We start from the raw sequence: 17,929 nt of genomic DNA, 5'->3' as shown, positions 1-17,929 counted from the left end.
AAGCGCTCATCGGGTGCTTCCCTCCCGGCCCGGGATCCAGTCGGTACCGGCCAGCGGAATCCGGGCCATCGCGGCGGCCTCGATGCTCACCGCGACGAGGTCGTCGGGTTCGAGGTGGCACACATGTGACTTTCCGCAGGCACGCGCGATGGTCTGGGCCTCCATCGTCAGCACCCGCAGAAAGTTGGCCAGCCGATGCCCGCCGGCGACCGGGTCGAATCGCGCGGCAAGCTCGGGATCCTGGGTACTGATGCCGGCCGGATCCCGGCCGTCCTGGTAATCGTCGTAGAAACCTGCTGCGCTACCGAGCTTTTCGTATTCGGCTGCATACCGCGGGTGGTTGTCACCGAGGGCGATCAGCGCCGCGGTGCCGATCGCCACGGCGTCCGCGCCGAGAGCCAGGGCCTTGGCGACGTCGGCCCCGTTGCGGATACCGCCGGAGACGATCAGCTGCACACCCTTTCGTCCTGCCGTGCCGTTGCGGTGCACGCCGAGCTCCTGCAGCGCCTGCACCGCCTGGGGGATCGCCGCCAACGTCGGGATTCCGACGTGCTCGATGAACACCTCCTGGGTGGCCGCGGTGCCGCCCTGCATCCCGTCGACCACCACCACATCGGCTCCGGCGTGCACGGCGAGCTTGACGTCGTAGTACGTCCGCGCCGCGCCGACCTTGACGTAGATCGGCTTCTCCCAGTCGGTGATCTCGCGTAACTCGTTGATCTTGATCGTCAGGTCATCGGGGCCGGTCCAATCGGGGTGTCGGCAGGCTGAGCGCTGATCGATGCCCTCGGGAAGGGTGCGCATTCCCGCCACGCGCTCGGAGATTTTCTGCCCCAACAGCATCCCGCCGCCACCGGGCTTGGCTCCCTGGCCGAGGACGATCTCGATCGCGTCAGCTTTGCGCAGGTCGTCCGGGTTCATCCCGTAGCGCGACGGCAGGTACTGGTACACGAGATACTTGCTCTGCCCGCGTTCCTCGGGGGTCATGCCGCCATCGCCAGTGGTGGTGGAGGTGCCGACTTCGCTGGCCCCGCGGCCGAGCGCCTCCTTGGCCGGTCCGGACAACGCGCCGAAGCTCATACCCGCGATCGTCACCGGGATACTCAGGTGGAGCGGGTGTTTGGCGTACCGGCCACCGAGAACCACGTCCGTTGCGCAGCGCTCGCGGTAGCCCTCCAGTGGGTAACGTGACATCGACGCTCCCAGGAACAGCAGATCGTCGAAGTGGGGGAGCGTTCTCTTGGCGCCCCACCCGCGGATGTCGTAGATGCCGGTGTCGGCGGCGCGCTGGATGGCCGCGATGGTGGCTCGGTCGAAGGTGGCCGATTCACGCAGTCCGAGGCGGGCGCGGTCGTCAGGGCTGTGGGTCATCAGTAGGCGCTCGCATTGTCGACGTGGAAGTGGTAGAGGGAGCGTGCCGATCCGTACCGCGTGTAGGAGTGGGTGTCGTCGGCCTCGAATCCAGCTGTTTTGAGCAGCTTTTCGAGCTCCTCATGGTGTTCCTGGCGCATCGGCTTGGCCACACAGTCGGCGCCCAGTGACGCGACGTCGCCACGCACGTAGATCCGTGCCTCGTAGATCGAGTCGCCGAGTGCCTCGCCCGCGTCGCCGCGGATGACCAACCGCCCGGCCTGTGCCATGAACGCGCTCATGTGCCCGACGTTGCCGCCGACGACGATGTCGACCCCCTTCATCGAGATCCCGCATCGCGCAGCGGCATTGCCTTCGATAACCAGCAGTCCGCCGTGCGCGGTGGCCCCGGCCGACTGTGAGGCGTCGCCTTTGACCCAGACCGAACCGCTCATCATGTTCTCCGCAACGCCGGTGCCGGCGTTGCCGTTGATCACGACATCGGCGTGCTGATTCATCCCTGCGGCGTAGTAGCCGACGTGGCCGTCGATGGTCACGGTGACCGGCGCGTCGAGACCGACTGCGACGTTGTGCGTCCCGGCGGGATGCTCGATGCGGAAGTCACCCGTCAGCCCGGGTGCGTGCAGTGCGGTGTTGATCTCGCGCAGGCCTGTGGTGCGCAGATCGAAACGGGTGACCGGCGCGCCGCCCGTCGCGACGGCCGTCACCGCTGCTGTCGCCGCGGATTCGCCGGCGCTCACCTGCTCCATGCGTACACCACCTCGGGTTCGGGTTCCCAGATCCGGGCCTGGTCGACGCCGGGAAGCCCCGCCAGCGCGCGGTATTCGCTGCCCATGGCCACCCAGTCGGCGGTTTCGGCGATCACCGCCGGCTTACACGCGATCGCGTCACGCACCACCGCGAACGAGTCCCGGTTGGACACCAGCAGGGTGTAGAAGCCGTCGAACGTCGCGCAGAGTTCCTTCAGGGCGGTCTCCACGTCGCGTCCCTGTGCAAGCAGCTTGGCGATGAAGCGGGCACCCACCTCGGTGTCGTTCTCGCTGTCGAACGGGATGCCTTCGGCGCGTAGCTCGCGACGGATGGTGGCATGGTTGGCGAAAGAGCCGTTGTGCACCATGCACTGGCCGGGACCGACCGCATAGGGGTGGCATCCGGCCGGGGTCACCGCCGACTCGGTCGCCATCCGGGTGTGGCCGACCCCCTGCCAGCCCTGGGCTTTCGCCAGTCCCCACCGGCCGGTGAGTTCGCGAGGATGGCCGACGCCTTTCAAAACCGTGACATCCGAACCGAACCCGGCCACCAGCGCGTCCGGGTAGGCCGAACGTAGCGCGCTGAGCAGCGCTTCGGAGTCGACATCCGCCGACAGCACGTAGCTGAGGCCGACCGCGACTCCGGCGACATCGGCACCGAGCGCCGCCGCGACGGCCGCGGCGACCTGATCGCTGGCGTCCACACCGCCGGTACCCAGATCGGCCACCGAGACGCAGCCGCGACCCGGCGGCGACCACGACGGGTCACCGTACACGGCGACACCAGCCGAATCGCTTCCCCGATCGCCCATCTCGCAGAGCATGCCGGTCAGCAGCTCCCCGAGACGGGGATAGAGCTCGGGGGTCCGCAGATGCAACCCGACAATCCCGCACATGGCGACATCCCTTTCTTGTGCCGTGAATACGATTCAGAACGCCGTGAGATAGCTGTCGAGCTCCCAGGGACTGACGGAGCTGTGGTAGGCGAAGAACTCGTCGCGTTTGATGTTGGCGAAGTAGGTGGCGACGCCGTCCCCGGCGGCGTCGAGTACCCCGGTGACCACCGGGTCGGTCTCGAATTCCTCGACCGCGTGCAGCAGGGTCGCCGGCAGCGGTCTGGTGCTCACTCCCTGGCCGACCGCACCGGGATCGGTGCTGCGTTTGATGCCGTCGATCCCGGCCCCCAGGGCCGCCGCGATCGCCAGATACGGGTTGGCCGAGCCATCGCCGCCGCGCATCTCGATGCGCTCGGAGTCGGGCACCCGGATGTAGTGGGTTCGGTCGTTGCCGCCGTAGGTGGGCAGCCGCGGCGCCCAGGACGCGCCCGATGACGTCGCGACGGCACCGGTGCGTTTGTAGGAGTTGACAGTTGGGCCGACGACGGCCTGCAGCGCACACGCGTGCTCGAGGATTCCGCCGATGAAGCCGTAGGCGGTGTCGGACAGACCGAGTCCCCGCGCATCCTCGTCGGCCGGGAAGACCGGGGTGCCGCCGCTGGTCAGGGACAGATGGAAGTGCAGCCCGTTACCTGTCTTGTCGCCGAACGGTTTGGGCATGAAGGTCGCGATCATGCCGCGCTCGGCGGCGATCATCGACAGCAGGTAGCGCAGGGTGATGACCCGGTCGGCGGTGGTCAGCGCGTCGGCGAACTTGAAGTTCTGTTCGAACTGGCCGTTGCCGTCCTCGTGGTCGTTGGCGTAGTTCGACCAGCCCAGCTGATTCATCGCGGTGGACACGGCGGTGAGGTGGTCGTACATCCGGGTGACGCCCCGGGCGTCATAGCACGGTTGGGCGGCCGTGTCGGCGGTGTCGGCGACCGACACGGTGCCGTCATCGTTGCGGCTCAACAGGAAATACTCGACCTCGGCGCCGACCCACGGCTCGAAGCCGGCATCCGAGCAGCGCTCGATGAGCGATTTGAGGATCACGCGGGGTGCATACGGCCACGGCTCGCCGTTGACGTGCGGATCGCAGTGCACGATCGCCAGGCCGTCCTTGATGAACGGGATCGGGGTGAACGACTGCGGATCGGGAATCGCCATCAGGTCCGGATCCTTGGGTTCCTGACCCATCGCACCGACGGCGTACCCGGCGAAGCCCACACCTTCGGTGGCAAGCAGGTCGACCGCCTCGACCGGCACCAGTTTGGCGCACGGCTTACCACGCAGATCGACGAACAGCGCGAGGATGAATGTGGTGTCGGTCTGCTCGGCCAGAGCGGCGAGGTCGTGAGCCATTTCGCGTCCTTTGTCTCTTGTTATGAATCAAAGTATCATTTCGGGAAACTTGATGCAGTGTGAGCGGCCACCCGTCCAGCGCGTCTGCAGCGGGGAGCCGCGCGACACGGAGTCGTCTACTTGACAGTTGCGGTCCTGTGTTACGACTGCCGTCGCGGTGGATTTCTGCGGGGTTACGGCGTCACGGGTGCCCTCGCACCACGGTGACCGCAGGACGGTGTGCGGCTGACGTGCACCAGCGGCCGGCTCGAGGTGGCCGAGCGTTTGCCCTCAGGGTTGTGTCGGCTGGTTGAGCACGATCTGGGCGAGCGGTAACCGTTCGCGCGGGGCGGCGTCGCGTTCGGAGATCTCGGGCGCGACACCGGTGTGCTGGGCCAACGTGCCCACCGCCACGATGACCAGTGGCCGCAGTCGCTCCGGGAGGTCGAACTCGGCCACGGCTCCGGCCGCGTCGAACCCCGCCATCGGGTGGGTGATCAGGTCCCGCGCGGCTGCCTCGATGGTGATGTTGGCCATTGCGGCACCGGTGTCGACCGCCGAGTACAGCGCGGTGACGTCGTCATCACCTTCGTCGGCACACAGCAGGATGAGGGCTGCGGCCGACGACGCGTAACTGTTGCCACGTCGCAGGAGTCCGGTGAGCGCGGTGAACGTGTCCTCGCCCCGCCGGCCCACCACGAACCGGACAGGCTGGCGTCTTCCCCAGGTCGGCGCCCATCGGGCCGCCTCCAGCAGGGCGATCAGGTCACCGGTGGACAGCTCGGTGACGGGGTCGAACGCGCGGGGACTCCAGCGGGCGGCGATCGGGGGATGGATCGGGACCGACGTGTCGGCCAACCGGCCGGTGGGCGCACTGGTCACCCGGTGCACGCTACCGGCGGACAAAGTCAGGTGCGCGCTGCCTCTATCCTTTATGGGATTCCCCAGGTTGTGAAACGACAGTGAAAGGTTGTTCAGTGGCGCTCGTCGTACAGAAATACGGCGGTTCCTCGGTGTCCGGCGCCGAGCGGATCCGTCGTGTGGCCGAGCGCATCGTCGAGACGAAGAAGGCGGGCAACGACGTCGTCGTGGTCGTCTCGGCGATGGGCGACACCACCGATGAGCTGCTCGACCTGGCCAAGCAGGTGTCCCCGGCCCCACCGGCCCGTGAACTCGACATGCTGCTCACCGCAGGGGAGCGCATCTCCAATGCGCTGGTCGCGATGGCGATCGAGTCGCTGGGTGCGCAGGCGAGGTCGTTCACCGGGTCACAGGCCGGTGTGGTGACCACCGGCACGCACGGCAACGCCAAGATCATCGACGTCACGCCGACGCGGCTGCGCTCGGCGCTCGACGAGGGTCAGATCGTGCTGGTGGCCGGCTTCCAGGGCGTCAGCCAGGACACCAAGGACGTCACCACGCTCGGTCGCGGCGGGTCCGACACCACCGCGGTCGCGGTCGCCGCGGCGCTCAAGGCCGACGTCTGTGAGATCTACACCGACGTCGACGGCATCTTCACCGCCGATCCGCGCATCGTCCCCAACGCCAGGCGGCTGGACAACGTCTCCTTCGAGGAGATGCTGGAGATGGCCGCCGCCGGTGCCAAAGTGCTGATGCTGCGCTGCGTCGAGTACGCGCGGCGATTCGACCTGCCCATCCACGTCCGGTCGTCGTACTCCGACAATCCCGGCACGCTCGTCAAAGGATCGATGGAGGACATCCCGATGGAAGACGCCATCCTCACCGGAGTTGCACACGACCGCGGTGAAGCCAAGGTGACCGTCGTCGGTCTGCCTGACGTTCCGGGTTACGCCGCCCAGGTGTTCCGCGCCGTGGCCGATGCCGACGTGAACATCGACATGGTGTTGCAGAACATCTCGAAGGTGGAGGACGGCAAGACCGACATCACCTTCACCTGCTCACGTGAGAGCGGTCCGGGTGCGGTGGAGAAGCTCACCTCGCTGCAGGACGAGATCGGGTTCACCCGGGTGCTCTACGACGACCACATCGGAAAAGTGTCCCTGATCGGGGCAGGCATGCGGTCGCACCCCGGCGTGACGGCGACCTTCTGTGAGGCGCTGGCCAACGCCGGCATCAACATCGACCTGATCTCCACCTCCGAGATCCGGATCTCGGTGCTGATCAAGGACACCGAGCTGGACCGGGCCGTCGCCGCACTGCACGAGGCGTTCGGGCTCGGTGGTGACGAAGAAGCGGTCGTCTACGCGGGAACGGGGCGCTGACATGCCAGGGCGAGCGAAGCGACGGGACAAATAGATGGGAATCTCGATCGGTGTGATCGGCGCGACCGGTCAGGTCGGCCAGGTGATGCGGAATCTGTTGGCGGAGCGCGATTTTCCTGCCACCGAGGTGCGGTTCTTCGCCTCGGCACGGTCGGCGGGCAAGAAGCTGGAGTTCCGCGGGCAGGAGATCGAGGTCGAAGACTCCGAGACTGCCGACCCGTCCGGGCTGGACATCGCGCTGTTCTCGGCCGGCGCGACGATGTCGCGGGTGCAGGCACCTCGGTTCGCCGCCGCCGGAGCAGTGGTGATCGACAACTCCTCGGCATGGCGCAAAGACCCCGACGTTCCGCTGGTGGTGTCCGAGGTCAACTTCGTGCGCGATGTCGGAGCCGACGCCCGATCCCTTCCCAAAGGCATCATCGCCAACCCGAACTGCACCACGATGGCCGCCATGCCGGTGCTCAAGCCGTTGCACGACGAAGCCGGCCTGACCCGGCTGATCGTCTCGAGCTACCAGGCGGTCTCCGGCAGCGGGTTGGCCGGTGTCGAGGAGCTGGCCGGACAGGTACGGGCGGTGATCGACGGTGTCGAGCAGCTGGTGCACGACGGTTCGGCGCTGCAGTTCCCGCCGCCGAACAAGTATGTGGCGCCGATCGCGTTCAACGTCGTCCCGTTGGCCGGATCGCTGGTGGACGACGGCTCCGGTGAGACCGACGAGGACCAGAAGCTGCGCAACGAGAGCCGCAAGATCCTCGGCATCCCCGAGCTCGCCGTGAGCGGCACCTGTGTGCGAGTCCCGGTGTTCACCGGCCACTCGCTGTCGATCAATGCCGAGTTCAGCGAACCGCTTTCGGTGGCGCGTGCCACCGAACTGCTCGCCGGCGCCGCCGGCGTGACCCTGACCGACGTCCCGACGCCGCTGGCCGCCGCCGGTGCCGACGATTCGCTGGTCGGCCGGATCCGCCAGGATCACGGAGTGCCGGACGGTCGTGGCCTGGCGCTGTTCGTCTCCGGCGACAACCTGCGAAAGGGTGCTGCACTCAACACCATTCAGATTGCCGAGCTGCTGGCCGCTCAGTTGTAAGTCTTGCGCCGACATTGCATTCCACGCGGGCTTCTCGGAGTCTGCTGCGCCTTGGGGGCGATCTCCGGGGCGCCGGGGGCCCGCGCGACACCCGCTGAGCTGCCGCCGCTGCTGCCGGGTCAGGTGCTGCGTGTCGGCCCCGCGGCAGGGACCGGAACGCCGACAGCCGATTACGGGATCGGTGCGACCGATCTGTGTGAGTTCATGGAGTTCCCGAGCGGAATCCTGCAGGTGTGTGGTGACAGCTTTGCCGGCCAAGGGGTCGGGTTCGGCGGGTGGTACTCGCCGATCGCCCTGCATGTGGTCGACGACTCACTCGACGATCCGGCCGGGGTGCGCTACGACGGTGTGACCGGTGTCGACGCGCCGCTGCTCGCCGACCCGGCTCCACCGGGCGAGTCGCAATTGCCGGCAGGCGTGATCGAGATCAACCGCGAGAACTGGATGTTGGTGACGACCACCAAGGGTTTGCGTCCGCAGACCTCGCGGTTGGTCAAAGCCGAAGCAGGTCGGGGCAATTGGGAGACCATTGCCGGATCCGAGCGTGACGCGAACCATGCCGGCGGTATGCAGTCCCAGATCAGCGGCTACTACGACCCGATCCCGACCGCCGACTCGCAGCGCGGCTGGGTGTACATCGTGGCCAACAACTTCGATCGCAGCGGACCCGTCGCGCTGTACCGGGCGACACCGCAGTCCTTCACCGACCGCGCCGCGTGGGAAGGGTGGACCGGGATCGGGTGGGGCGGTCAGCCGGTGCCGCTGTGGCCCGACCGGGTCGGCGAGATGAGCGTGCGTCAGATCGACGGTCAGACGGTGTTGTCCTACTTCAACGCGACCACCGGGAACATGGAGATCCGGGTCGCCAACGATCCCACCCAGCTCGGGACCGCGCCCGTCACCACGGTCGTCGTCGCGGCGCCCTGGCCGGAACGGGTCGAGGATCTGCCGCCCCCGCAGGACAACCGGCTCGCCCAGCCCTACGGCGGCTATATCTCACCGGGCTCGACGCCGGAGGCCGTGCGGGTGTTCGTCAGTCAGTGGAACACCACGCCGCGCGGCGGCAGCCCGTACCGGGTCATCCAATTCGCGGTGAACCCGATCAAACCCTAGTCGCTGGACGGTGTTCCGGACCCGAGTACTGCGTCCACCGCCGTGTACAGTGTGTCGGTTTCGGCGCGCAGGACCGATTCTCCGGAGGGCAGTGCGCGCTGCACCGACAGCCCGTTCAGGACGGTGTTGAGGAACTGCGCTTTGCGCTCGAAATGTTCTCGGGACAGCGCTCCTTCGTCGGCCAGTACGCCCAGCCAGTACTCGACACGGCTTGCGGAGACCCGTTCATGGGCCAGGTATGCCGTGCGGACCTTGTCGCTGGGTTCGGGTGCGATGAAGAGTTGATACGCTGCGCCCCAGGCCTTTCGGGCCTCCTCGCCGACTCCGGCGGCTGACAATACCTGCCGTAGGCAGTCGACCAGCCGGTCCCGTGCGGGGCGGGACCGGTCGCGGATCGGGTCGTCGGGGATGAAGTGCCGGTAGATCCGTGTCAACACTTCGTCCTGCAGGGCGCGTTGGGTGGGAAAGTGGAAACGCAGCGATCCGGAACTGACCCCCGCGCGCGCCGCGACTGCGCGCACGCTGAGCGTGGCGGTCGCGTCCTCGGCGATCATCTCGGCCGCAGCCTTGAGAATGCGCTCCCTGGTGTGCATGGTCAGTCCTCTCCCGCGGCTCCGCCCGCGACCCCACTCTACTAGCACAGTGTGTTAGTGTGAGCGACTAGCACGGCGTGCTAGTAATCCGGTTCTGGAGAGAAAGGTCGGTATGACCGTCCGTCAATGGCGTCCGTTCCGCATCATCGGTGAGAACGCGAAGGTCTACCTGGTCGCGAATGCGGCCGCCTACGGGGTGTTTCTGGTCGGCTTCGGGCTCGGGCTGGGTTTTCCGCAGCTCAGCGCGGCGCAACACACGCGTCTCCAGGAAGGCGGCACAGCAGATCTCGTCCAGTCACTGATCGCCCACCCCTGGCTGTTCGCACTGACGATCCTGGGGGTGAACACTCTCAAGATGGGTGTGCTGACCATCGTTGCGCCGTCGCTGATCGTGCCGTTCGCCGGCATCGCGCTGTTCGCCTACTGGGCTCTGACGACCGGTATGACGCTCGTCCCTGTCAACGACATCGGCTGGGTGGCTCTCATACCGCACTCGGTCACGCTGATCGTCGAGTTCCAGGCCTATCTGCTGCTGCTACTGGGTGTCTACCTGTTGGGCAAGTACTGGGTCCGCCCCCAGACCGTCGGCGCCGAAAACCGCCGGCAGGCCTATCTTCTGGGGCTGCGGGACCTCGGCTGGCTGACGCTTCCGGCCCTGACCCTGTTCATCGTCGGCGCTGTCTACGAAGCATTCTCGTTGCGCTACTTCGTGCACCCGCTGGCGAATTGGTTGTTGTAGGCGCCGCAGGGGTGCCGAGACCTAACTGTTTCTGATGCGCCGTTCGTAGGCGGTGCGCAGCGACGGGTCCACGCTGTCCTGGAAGACCCGCTCGGCGCCCAGTGCGCGCTCCAGTGATTCGTAGGCAGGTCGCGGCAGCAGGCGCCTGCCGGTCAGAGCGATGGCACCGAAGGTGCGTGGGACCATCACGCGGGGCCGGGGTCTTCTGATCAGGCCGGCGACCGCCGCGGCGACGTCCTCGGGCTCGATGTTCTTGATACCCCGAGCCCGGCCGATCCCGGTGACCATGTCGGTGTTCGTCAAAGCCGGCATCACCGTCGAAAAATGAACCCCGGTGCGCCGGTTCTCCAGCCGTACGGCATCGGTGAACCCGAGCACCGCGTGCTTGGTCGCCGAGTAGGTGGCGATTCCGGGCACCGGCATGACCGCGCTGGCGGATGCGATGTTGATGACGTGACCGCTGCCCCGCCGCCGCATCCGGGCCGCTGCCAGCTTGGTGCCCAGGATGACGCCGGAGATGTTGACGGCGATCAAGCGTTGGGTCAGTTCGGTCGGCTCGTCGAGGGCGGGACCGACCGCGATGATGCCGGCGTTGTTGACCAGGACATCGATCGGTCCCAGCGTCTGCTCGGTGCGGTCGAGAAACGCGGTGAACGACGCTTCCTGTGTCACGTCGAGCGCGCCGAACACCTCCAGGCCCAGCGCGTGTCCGGCCGCATCGACGGCGTCGCCATCGACGTCGCCGATCGCGACTCGGCCGCCCAGTCGGGCCAAAAGCGTTGCGGTAGCCAAGCCGATCCCTCGGGCCCCGCCGGTCACTGCGACGACCTTTCGGTGAATGGACACGGTGCACCCCTCTGGGTCGAGTCCGAACGTGCGTGGCTGACAGTGCAGCAGAAGCGGTATCGCCTGTCTGCCGAACGCGGTGTGTCCGGTCGGTGCGGGGCGCCGGCGCGCAGATCGGCAGCCGATCGTCGCGTCCAGGTTTGGCCATCCCCGGCGCAGGACATGATGACGGTGATGAACCGTCGACGAGGTGGGAGTGGCCGATGACCGTTCTGTTCATCGCGGACAGGTCCAAGCGTGCCAGCGCGGGACTCTCCGGGCTGTCCATGGTGGCCGGCGAGGGCGTCGAGTATTCCGACGATCCGCCCTTCCTCTTCAACAGCCGGCCGGCCGACGGCAGGCGGGTGGCCCTGGTCAGCGGCGGTGGAGCCGGTCACGAACCGATGCACGGGGGGTTCGTCGGCCGCGGCGGTCTGGACGCGGCGTGCCCGGGCGAGATCTTCACCTCGCCGCACAACCGCCAGATCTATGCGGCGTGCGGGAAGGTGGCACTGCCCGACGGCGTCCTGCAGATCGTCAAGAACTACACCGGAGACGTTCTCAACTTCTCCATCGCCGCCGAGCGACTGCGCGCCGACGGCATTCCGGTGGAGCAGGTGCTCGTGGACGACGACTGGGGCTCGCGCGACGCCGGGAAAGTGGGCCGCCGGGGCACCGCGGCGACGGTGATCGTGGAGAAGGTCCTCGGCGCCGCCGCCGACGCGGGGGCGTCGCTGGCGGAGCTGGCCGAGCTGGGGCGCGACATCGTCGCCAGGTCTCGCACAGTCGCGGTCGCTTCCGAGGCGCATCGCACCCCGGGTGACGGAGACCGCGCGTTCGAGGTGCCGCCGGGTTCACTTGAGTTCGGGGTCGGCATCCACGGGGAGCCCGCTCGGGAGAGCATCGAGGTTTCGGACCTCGACGGACTGGTGGACACAATGGTCGGCGCGTTGACCGAAGACCTTTCCGCGTCCCACGGTGTCGTGGTGCTGGTCAACGGTCTCGGTGGTACCGGGCACCTGGAGCTGCTGCACTTCGGCGACGCCGCGGCGCGAGCGCTGGCACAGCGTGATCTCGAGGTGCGCAGTCTCGTCACCGGTGCCTACTGCACGGCCCTGGACATGCGTGGTGTCAGTCTCACCGTGGTCGACGCCGACCCCGACTGGCTGCACCATTGGTTCGCCGATCACGGCACGCCGGGGCTGCCGCGACCGAAGGCGTTCCCCGGGATCAGGGATATCGCCGAGTCCGAGGGCGACCGGGATGACACCGGAGGTGCGTCACCGTGGTTGCAGGAGTTCGCGGACCGCGCCGAGGACCTGCGTCCTCGGTTCAACGCACTCGACCAGGCAGCCGGTGACGGGGACTTCGGCGACAACCTCGCGGCGGGCGTGGCCTATGCCGTGCGGCGGGCCGACACCGACGACGATCTGGTGGCCGACCTCGGACATCTGGCGTCGGCGTTCCTTGACGACGTCGGTGGATCCAGCGGCCCGCTGCTGGGACTCGTGTTCGGCGGTGTCTCGTCGCGGGCCGAAGACGCCCGGGGTGACGGGCTCGCCGGCGCGGTGCTCGCCGGAATGGGTGATGCGCTGACCGCGGTGCAGCGGGCCGGTGGCGCCGAACGGGGCGACAGGACCCTGGTCGACGCGTTGGCGGGAGTCGTCGACGATGCCGAACGACGGGGAGCCGAGACCCTCGACGAGGCGTCGGTGCTGGCCGCCCTGGAAGCGGCCGCGTCCACCACGGACATGGTCGCCGGCCGAGGGCGAGCCGCCTATGTCGGCGAACGCGCGATCGGCCGGCCGGACGCCGGCGCGGTCGCCATCGCGTGGCTGTGCGCCACACTCTGGCAGTCCATCACCGGCGAGCACTCCACCTCGGTGGATGAGGCGCTGGAAGAACTACTGCCCGCGGGATGATCGGCGGCGACGTGCGCGCTCATAGCGGATTCACAGCCGGCACCTAACCTGCGCTGACGGTCGCGGCGGATGATCGCCGTCATGAACCAAACGACACCACCTCCGGGCGAGTCCGAACCCGTGACCGGCCCCGTTTCCACCCCGCCGCCAGACCAGCCGGCTGTCCCGCCGGCTCCGCCGCAGACCGTCTACGTCCAGCAGCCGCCGAGCCGGCTCAACAAGGCGGCCGCCTGGGTCGGCATCGCCGCAGGTTCGGTCTTCATCGTTGCAGTAATCTTCGGCGCCGGGTTTCTCGTCGGCAAGAACGTCGGCGACGGTCCGCGCCACCACCACCGCGGAATCGAGATGAGCGGCCCCGCGGGGCCGGTGATGTTTCCGATGGGGCCGCCCGGGGGCTTCGAGCGTGGACCAGGATTCGCGGGGCCCTTCGGTCCGGGCGGGCCGATGATCGAGGTGCCTCGTCAGCCGGGCGGCCCCGCCTCACCCACACCCGATGCCCCGCCCCGACCCTGATCCGTCCGAGATCGGGATGGATCGGGTGGCTTGCGGGTATGCGGGACGACGAGGACGACGGCTCAGCCCGATGCCGCCCTTCGGAGGAGAAGACATGACCGACAAGTTCGCGACCACCGACGCCGGAGCGCCGATCCCCAGTGTCGAGCATTCACTGACCGTGGGTTCAGACGGGCCCATTCTGCTGCAGGACCACTACCTGATCGAGCAGATGGCCAACTTCAACCGCGAACGCATCCCTGAGCGACAGCCACACGCCAAAGGCGGGGGAGCGTTCGGACAGTTCGAGGTCACCGACGACGTCAGTGCCTACACCAAGGCGGCGTTTCTCCAGCCCGGCGCGAAAACCGAGATGGTGGCCAGGTTTTCGACTGTCGCGGGTGAACGGGGAAGTCCAGACACCTGGCGCGACCCGCGCGGGTTCGCGCTGAAGTTCTACACGTCTGAAGGCAACTTCGACATGGTTGGCAACAACACGCCGGTGTTCTTCGTGCGTGACCCGATGAAGTTCCAGAACTTCATCCGCAGCCAGAAGCGGATGGCGGCCAACAATCTGCGCGACCATCACATGCAATGGGACTTCTGGACACTGTCGCCCGAGTCTGCGCACCAGGTGACCTGGCTGATGGGCGACCGGGGCATCCCGAAGACGTGGCGGCACATGAACGGTTATTCCAGCCATACCTACAGCTGGCTCAACGACTCCGGTGAGATGTTCTGGGTCAAGTACCACTTCAAGACCGACCAGGGCATCGAGTTCCTGACCCAGCAGGACGCGGACCGGCTCGCCGGCGAGGACGCCGACTACCACCAGCGCGACCTGTTCACCGCTATCGAGGACGGCAACTTCCCGACCTGGACGTTGCACGTGCAGATCATGCCGTTCGAAGACGCGAAAACCTACCGCTTCAACCCGTTCGACCTCACCAAGGTGTGGCCGCACGCGGACTACCCGCTGCACCGGGTGGGCACGATGACGTTGAATCGCAACGTCGTCGACTACCACGCACAGATGGAGCAGGCCGCGTTCGAGCCCAACAACATCGTGCCCGGCACCGGGCTGAGCCCGGACAAGATGCTGCTGGCCCGGGGGTTCTCCTACGCCGACGCCCACCGGGCCAGGCTCGGGGTGAACTACAAGCAGATCCCGGTCAACGAACCGCACACCGATGTGCGCGCCTACAGCAAGGACGGTGCGATGCGGATCCGCAACGCCACCGACCCGGTCTACGCGCCGAACTCGATGGACGGGCCGCAGGCCGACCCGCGCCGGGCCTCAGAAGTGCACTGGGCGTCCGACGGTGACATGGTGCGGTCGGCCTACGCGTTGCGTCGGGACGACGACGACTGGGGGCAGGCCGGCACTCTCGTGCGCGAGGTGCTCGACGACGCGGCACGGGACCGGCTGGCGCACAACATCATCGGCCACGTCTCCGACGGAGTGAAGGAGCCCGTGCTGTCCCGGGTGGTCGACTACTGGCGCAACGTCGACCCCGATCTCGGTAAGAAGGTCGAGGAGGGTGTGCGCGGAGGCTAACGAGAAGGCGGCTGCCCCTGACCCGGATACGGCAGCAGCGCCATCTCGCGGGCATTCTTGATCGCCGTGGTGACTTGGCGCTGTTGCTGCACCGACAGACCGGTCACGGTCCGGGACCGGATTTTGCCGCGGTCGGAGATGAATTGCCGCAGCGTCGAGGTGTCCTTGTAGTCGACGGACTCGATGCCCAGGCTTTTCAGCAGGTTTCGCCGCTTCTTCGGGGCCGGGGCCTCCCGGCGCTTCGGGCTCACCAGCTCGACTTCCGGACGCCGGGCAGTTGGCCCTCGTGGGCGAGTTCGCGTACCCGCACGCGCGAGAGCCCGAACTTGCGGAGGTGTCCCCGCGGGCGTCCGTCGACCGCGTCACGGTTACGCACCCGGACCGGGCTGGCGTCGCGAGGCTGACGGTTCAGTTCGGACTGGGCCGCGACGCGGGCCTGCGGCGAGGTGGCCGGGGATTTGATGATCGCCTTCAGTTCGGCCCGGCGCTCGGCATGGCGTGCCACGATCTCTCGGCGCCGCTCGTTGGCTGCGATCTTGGACTTCTTGGCCATCAGCGCTCCTCGCGGAAGTCGACGTGCTTACGTACGACGGGGTCGTACTTGCGCAGCGTGATCCGGTCGGGATCGTTGCGGCGGTTCTTGCGGGTGATGTAGGTGTAGCCGGTGCCCGCGGTGGAGCGCAGCTTCACCAGCGGGCGAATCTCATTGCGTGCCATCAGATTTTCTGACCTTCCCGGCGGAGTCGCGCCACCACCGACTCGATGCCGTCGCGGTCGATGATCTTGATGCCCTTGGTGCTCACGCGCAGTGTGATGCGGCGGCCCTCCGAGGGCAGGTAGTAGGTCTTGGACTGGATGTTGGGGTTCCAGCGGCGACGGGTGCGGCGATGCGAGTGCGACACCGAGTTGCCGAAGCCCGGCGAGCGGCCGGTGACCTGGCAGTGGGCGGACACAACACTCCCTTCTAGATGGAAATCGTTTTCGACAAGCGTCGACCGGAACTGTAGCGTGAACGCCACCTTATTGAAAATCATTCCCATCGGAGGGGGTCGAATGCCGATGCGCACTCCGGTCGTCGTGGTGACCGGGCAGAGTGACACCGAGGCCGCGGCGGGAACGCTGGTGACCTGCACCGGGACAGCCCTGGTGGAGCACCGGTTCGACGGGCACGTCGTGCACCGTCGGACCACGCTCGTGCAGCGGGGAATGGCGGTCACCGCGGATGCGGTGCTCGAACTGACCCGCTGCTGCGTGTCCTGCACCGTGCGCGAGGACCTGTTGGAGCATCTCGCCGGGCTGCACCGTAGACCCGACGTCGACCGGATCGTCGTGCGCCTGAGCCCTTGGCTGGAACCCGAACCGGTCTGCTACGCCATCATGCACTCACCGGTGGCGCGCGACGTGGCGGTGTCGGCGGTGGTCGCCACGGTCGACAGTGCGGGTTGGCTCGCCCAGGCCCTCGGCGAGGACGAACTCGACGACGGACGCACCGTCGCGCAGGTGGTGGTCGGGCAGGTGGAGTTCGCCGACGTCGTCGTGCTCACCGAGCCGCACTCGGACACGCTCGCGACCGTCCGCAGACTCGCGCCCCGAGCGCGGGTCACCGTCGGCACCAGCCGACTCGAGGGCGCGCTGGCACATCTGGAAGCCGATGCGCGCCGCGGGCGAAGCGACGATCCGCACGGATCCTTGCTGGCCGGCCAGCCGCCGCTGGAGGCCGCGGGGCCGGTGCGGCTGGTCGAGTTCCAGGCCCGCCGGCCCTTCCATCCCGAGCGGTTGTATGCGGCGGTGGATGTGCTGCTCGACGGTGTGGTCCGCAGCCGCGGCCGGCTGTGGCTGGCCAACCGTCCCGAGCAGGCGATGTGGCTGGAATCGGCGGGCAGCGGACTGCGCGTCACGCACGCCGGAAAATGGCTGGCCGCCATGACATCTCGGGAGGTGGCCTATGTCGGCCCGGAGCGCCGCGCGATGGCCGACCTGATCTGGGGGTACCGGTACGGCGACCGGCACACGTCGATGACGATTCTGGTGTGCGGGGCGGACGAGACCGTGATCCTCGACGCGCTGCGCGGCGCCCTGCTCACCGACGGCGAGATGGACCGTCCGCGGGACTGGTGCGGTTACCCGGACCCGTTCGACGTGCCGTCGGAGGGCGATGCCGACCAGGCCCGGCTGGCATGATCGGGTGAATGAGCGTCGAAGCCGTCTGCAGCGCCGGGCCCACTGCGACCGGGGTCGGCCGCGAGAAACCGGTGGGCTGCGCTGAGCGCGATGCCGAGCGGGCGGCGAGGTTCTGATGAGGGTGCCCGGCGCGATGACCGGTGTGATGTGCGCTGTGGCGGCGCTGGCGATGACGACCGCCGCGCCGGCGTCCGCGCGACCTTCGGACCCCGGCGTGGTCAACTACGCGGTGCTGAGCAAGGGTTCGGTCGGCAACATCGTCGGCGCGCGGCTGGGATTCGAGTCCACCTACAGCGTCCCGTTCCAGGCGTTCTACGTCGACAGTCCGGTCTGTAACAACTGGGCCGACATCGGGCTGCCGGAGGTCTACAACGACCCGGACCTGGCAGCGTTCAACGGCGCGACCGCCCAGCAGTCACCCAGCGACATGACGCACTTCGTCAAACAGTCGGTCGGGGTCTTCGCCACCACCGAGGCCGCCGAGCGGGCGTTTCTGCGTGTCGTCGACCGCACCGCGGGGTGCGACGGGCAGACCACGGCAATGCACCTGGACAACTTCACCACCCAGGTGTGGACGTTCACCGCCGGCCCGACCACGGCGACCGACGCGAACTGGGTCAAACATGAGGCGGGCACCGACCGCCGCTGCTTCGTGACCACGCGGCTGCGGGAGAACGTGCTGCTGCAGGCCAAGGTGTGTCAGTCCGGAAACGGCGGACCGGCGGTCAATGTGCTGGCCGGTGCCATGCAGAACACGCTGGGGCAGTGAGTTCGCGGGCCCGTCATCCCACCGTCACCGATTAAATCGCGCGACTTTGTCGGTCCGCTCTGGAAGATGGGTAC

At 67.6% G+C, this 17,929-nt stretch carries 20 protein-coding genes; 9 read left to right on the top strand and 11 right to left on the bottom strand.

Annotated features, from left to right (window positions below; translation table 11 throughout):
- Positions 1-6: 6 nt before the first annotated feature.
- The 5 genes from ACNUDN_RS25510 to ACNUDN_RS25490 all read right to left on the bottom strand — a co-directional run bounded on the left by ACNUDN_RS25510 (position 7) and on the right by ACNUDN_RS25490 (position 5,218).
- Positions 7-1,371 carry an FMN-binding glutamate synthase family protein gene (locus ACNUDN_RS25510; protein ID WP_419124487.1) on the bottom strand — a complete coding sequence of 455 codons (1,365 nt, stop codon included), beginning with the start codon at positions 1,369-1,371 and terminating at the stop codon, positions 7-9.
- Positions 1,371-2,120 carry a GltB/FmdC/FwdC-like GXGXG domain-containing protein gene (locus ACNUDN_RS25505; RefSeq protein WP_419124486.1) on the bottom strand — a complete coding sequence of 250 codons (750 nt, stop codon included), beginning with the start codon at positions 2,118-2,120 and terminating at the stop codon, positions 1,371-1,373. Before ACNUDN_RS25505 ends, ACNUDN_RS25510 begins: the two co-directional genes overlap by 1 nt.
- A complete protein-coding gene (locus tag ACNUDN_RS25500) occupies positions 2,108-3,016 on the bottom strand; it encodes a class II glutamine amidotransferase domain-containing protein (RefSeq protein WP_419124485.1) in 909 nt (302 codons plus the stop codon). Before ACNUDN_RS25500 ends, ACNUDN_RS25505 begins: the two co-directional genes overlap by 13 nt.
- A gap of 33 nt (positions 3,017-3,049) precedes the next feature.
- On the bottom strand, positions 3,050-4,357 hold the full coding sequence (gene glnT, locus ACNUDN_RS25495; RefSeq protein WP_419124484.1) for a type III glutamate--ammonia ligase: 1,308 nt from the start codon (positions 4,355-4,357) through the stop codon (positions 3,050-3,052).
- A gap of 270 nt (positions 4,358-4,627) precedes the next feature.
- Positions 4,628-5,218, bottom strand: coding sequence for a nitroreductase family protein (locus ACNUDN_RS25490; protein WP_419124483.1), 591 nt, complete (start codon positions 5,216-5,218; stop codon positions 4,628-4,630).
- Positions 5,219-5,313: 95 nt separating this feature from the next.
- Between ACNUDN_RS25490 and ACNUDN_RS25485 the strand changes: the two genes are divergently transcribed.
- From ACNUDN_RS25485 to ACNUDN_RS25475, 3 genes are read left to right on the top strand one after another with little or no spacing between them, the layout of a single operon-like run.
- The gene (locus ACNUDN_RS25485; RefSeq protein ID WP_419124482.1) at positions 5,314-6,579 is read left to right on the top strand and encodes an aspartate kinase; all 1,266 of its coding nucleotides are present in this window, start codon (positions 5,314-5,316) and stop codon (positions 6,577-6,579) included.
- 34 nt (positions 6,580-6,613) lie between these two features.
- Positions 6,614-7,663: an aspartate-semialdehyde dehydrogenase gene (locus ACNUDN_RS25480; RefSeq protein WP_419124481.1), complete on the top strand. Its 1,050-nt coding sequence runs from the start codon at positions 6,614-6,616 to the stop codon at positions 7,661-7,663.
- A 51-nt stretch (positions 7,664-7,714) separates the two neighbouring features.
- Complete coding sequence (locus ACNUDN_RS25475) at positions 7,715-8,776, top strand: DUF4185 domain-containing protein (protein ID WP_419124480.1); 1,062 nt, start codon at positions 7,715-7,717, stop codon at positions 8,774-8,776.
- On the opposite strand, the gene ACNUDN_RS25470 is transcribed toward ACNUDN_RS25475, so the two are convergent.
- A complete protein-coding gene (locus ACNUDN_RS25470) occupies positions 8,773-9,369 on the bottom strand; it encodes a TetR/AcrR family transcriptional regulator (protein WP_419124479.1) in 597 nt (198 codons plus the stop codon). The genes ACNUDN_RS25475 and ACNUDN_RS25470 overlap by 4 nt on opposite strands.
- Positions 9,370-9,481: 112 nt before the next feature.
- Between ACNUDN_RS25470 and ACNUDN_RS25465 the strand changes: the two genes are divergently transcribed.
- On the top strand, positions 9,482-10,108 hold the full coding sequence (locus ACNUDN_RS25465; protein WP_419124478.1) for a stage II sporulation protein M: 627 nt from the start codon (positions 9,482-9,484) through the stop codon (positions 10,106-10,108).
- A gap of 21 nt (positions 10,109-10,129) precedes the next feature.
- Here ACNUDN_RS25465 and ACNUDN_RS25460 read toward each other — a convergent pair whose 3' ends face one another.
- The gene (locus tag ACNUDN_RS25460) at positions 10,130-10,954 is read right to left on the bottom strand and encodes an SDR family oxidoreductase (RefSeq protein ID WP_419124477.1); all 825 of its coding nucleotides are present in this window, start codon (positions 10,952-10,954) and stop codon (positions 10,130-10,132) included.
- 203 nt (positions 10,955-11,157) lie between these two features.
- Here ACNUDN_RS25460 and ACNUDN_RS25455 point away from each other — a divergent pair, with 203 nt between their 5' ends.
- The 3 genes from ACNUDN_RS25455 (at position 11,158) to ACNUDN_RS25445 (ending at position 14,905) form a co-directional block, all read left to right on the top strand.
- The gene (locus ACNUDN_RS25455; RefSeq protein WP_419124476.1) at positions 11,158-12,855 is read left to right on the top strand and encodes a dihydroxyacetone kinase subunit DhaK; all 1,698 of its coding nucleotides are present in this window, start codon (positions 11,158-11,160) and stop codon (positions 12,853-12,855) included.
- 81 nt (positions 12,856-12,936) lie between these two features.
- A complete protein-coding gene (locus ACNUDN_RS25450) occupies positions 12,937-13,368 on the top strand; it encodes a hypothetical protein (RefSeq protein ID WP_419124475.1) in 432 nt (143 codons plus the stop codon).
- Between the two features lie 94 nt (positions 13,369-13,462).
- A complete protein-coding gene (locus tag ACNUDN_RS25445) occupies positions 13,463-14,905 on the top strand; it encodes a catalase (protein WP_419124474.1) in 1,443 nt (480 codons plus the stop codon).
- Here the strand turns inward: ACNUDN_RS25445 and rpsR are convergent.
- The 4 genes from rpsR to rpmB are packed head-to-tail and all read right to left on the bottom strand — an operon-like array spanning position 14,902 to position 15,858.
- Positions 14,902-15,156 (bottom strand): 30S ribosomal protein S18, encoded by a 255-nt coding sequence (rpsR, locus tag ACNUDN_RS25440; protein WP_419124473.1) that lies wholly within the window; start codon positions 15,154-15,156, stop codon positions 14,902-14,904. The genes ACNUDN_RS25445 and rpsR overlap by 4 nt on opposite strands.
- Positions 15,153-15,458 (bottom strand): 30S ribosomal protein S14, encoded by a 306-nt coding sequence (gene rpsN, locus ACNUDN_RS25435; RefSeq protein WP_419124472.1) that lies wholly within the window; start codon positions 15,456-15,458, stop codon positions 15,153-15,155. Before rpsN ends, rpsR begins: the two co-directional genes overlap by 4 nt.
- Positions 15,458-15,622, bottom strand: a complete 165-nt coding sequence (rpmG, locus tag ACNUDN_RS25430; protein WP_419124471.1) for a 50S ribosomal protein L33 — start codon at positions 15,620-15,622, stop codon at positions 15,458-15,460. The genes rpsN and rpmG overlap by 1 nt, the downstream gene beginning before the upstream one ends.
- A complete protein-coding gene (rpmB, locus tag ACNUDN_RS25425; RefSeq protein WP_419124470.1) occupies positions 15,622-15,858 on the bottom strand; it encodes a 50S ribosomal protein L28 in 237 nt (78 codons plus the stop codon). Before rpmB ends, rpmG begins: the two co-directional genes overlap by 1 nt.
- A gap of 106 nt (positions 15,859-15,964) precedes the next feature.
- On the opposite strand from rpmB, the gene mrf reads away from it, so the two are divergent.
- Together mrf and ACNUDN_RS25415 are read left to right on the top strand one after the other, a co-directional pair.
- Entirely contained in the window at positions 15,965-17,086 is a 1,122-nt protein-coding gene (gene mrf, locus ACNUDN_RS25420; RefSeq protein ID WP_419125309.1) for a ribosome hibernation factor-recruiting GTPase MRF, read from the top strand.
- Positions 17,087-17,219: 133 nt separating this feature from the next.
- Complete coding sequence (locus ACNUDN_RS25415) at positions 17,220-17,855, top strand: sensor domain-containing protein (protein ID WP_419125308.1); 636 nt, start codon at positions 17,220-17,222, stop codon at positions 17,853-17,855.
- The last annotated feature ends 74 nt before the right edge of the window (positions 17,856-17,929 follow it).

It is taken from the genome of Mycobacterium sp. smrl_JER01, assembly GCF_048513595.2.
Taxonomy (GTDB): domain Bacteria; phylum Actinomycetota; class Actinomycetes; order Mycobacteriales; family Mycobacteriaceae; genus Mycobacterium.
Note: the sequence above shows the minus strand (reverse complement) of the source record. Positions and strands in the feature narration are given on the sequence as shown.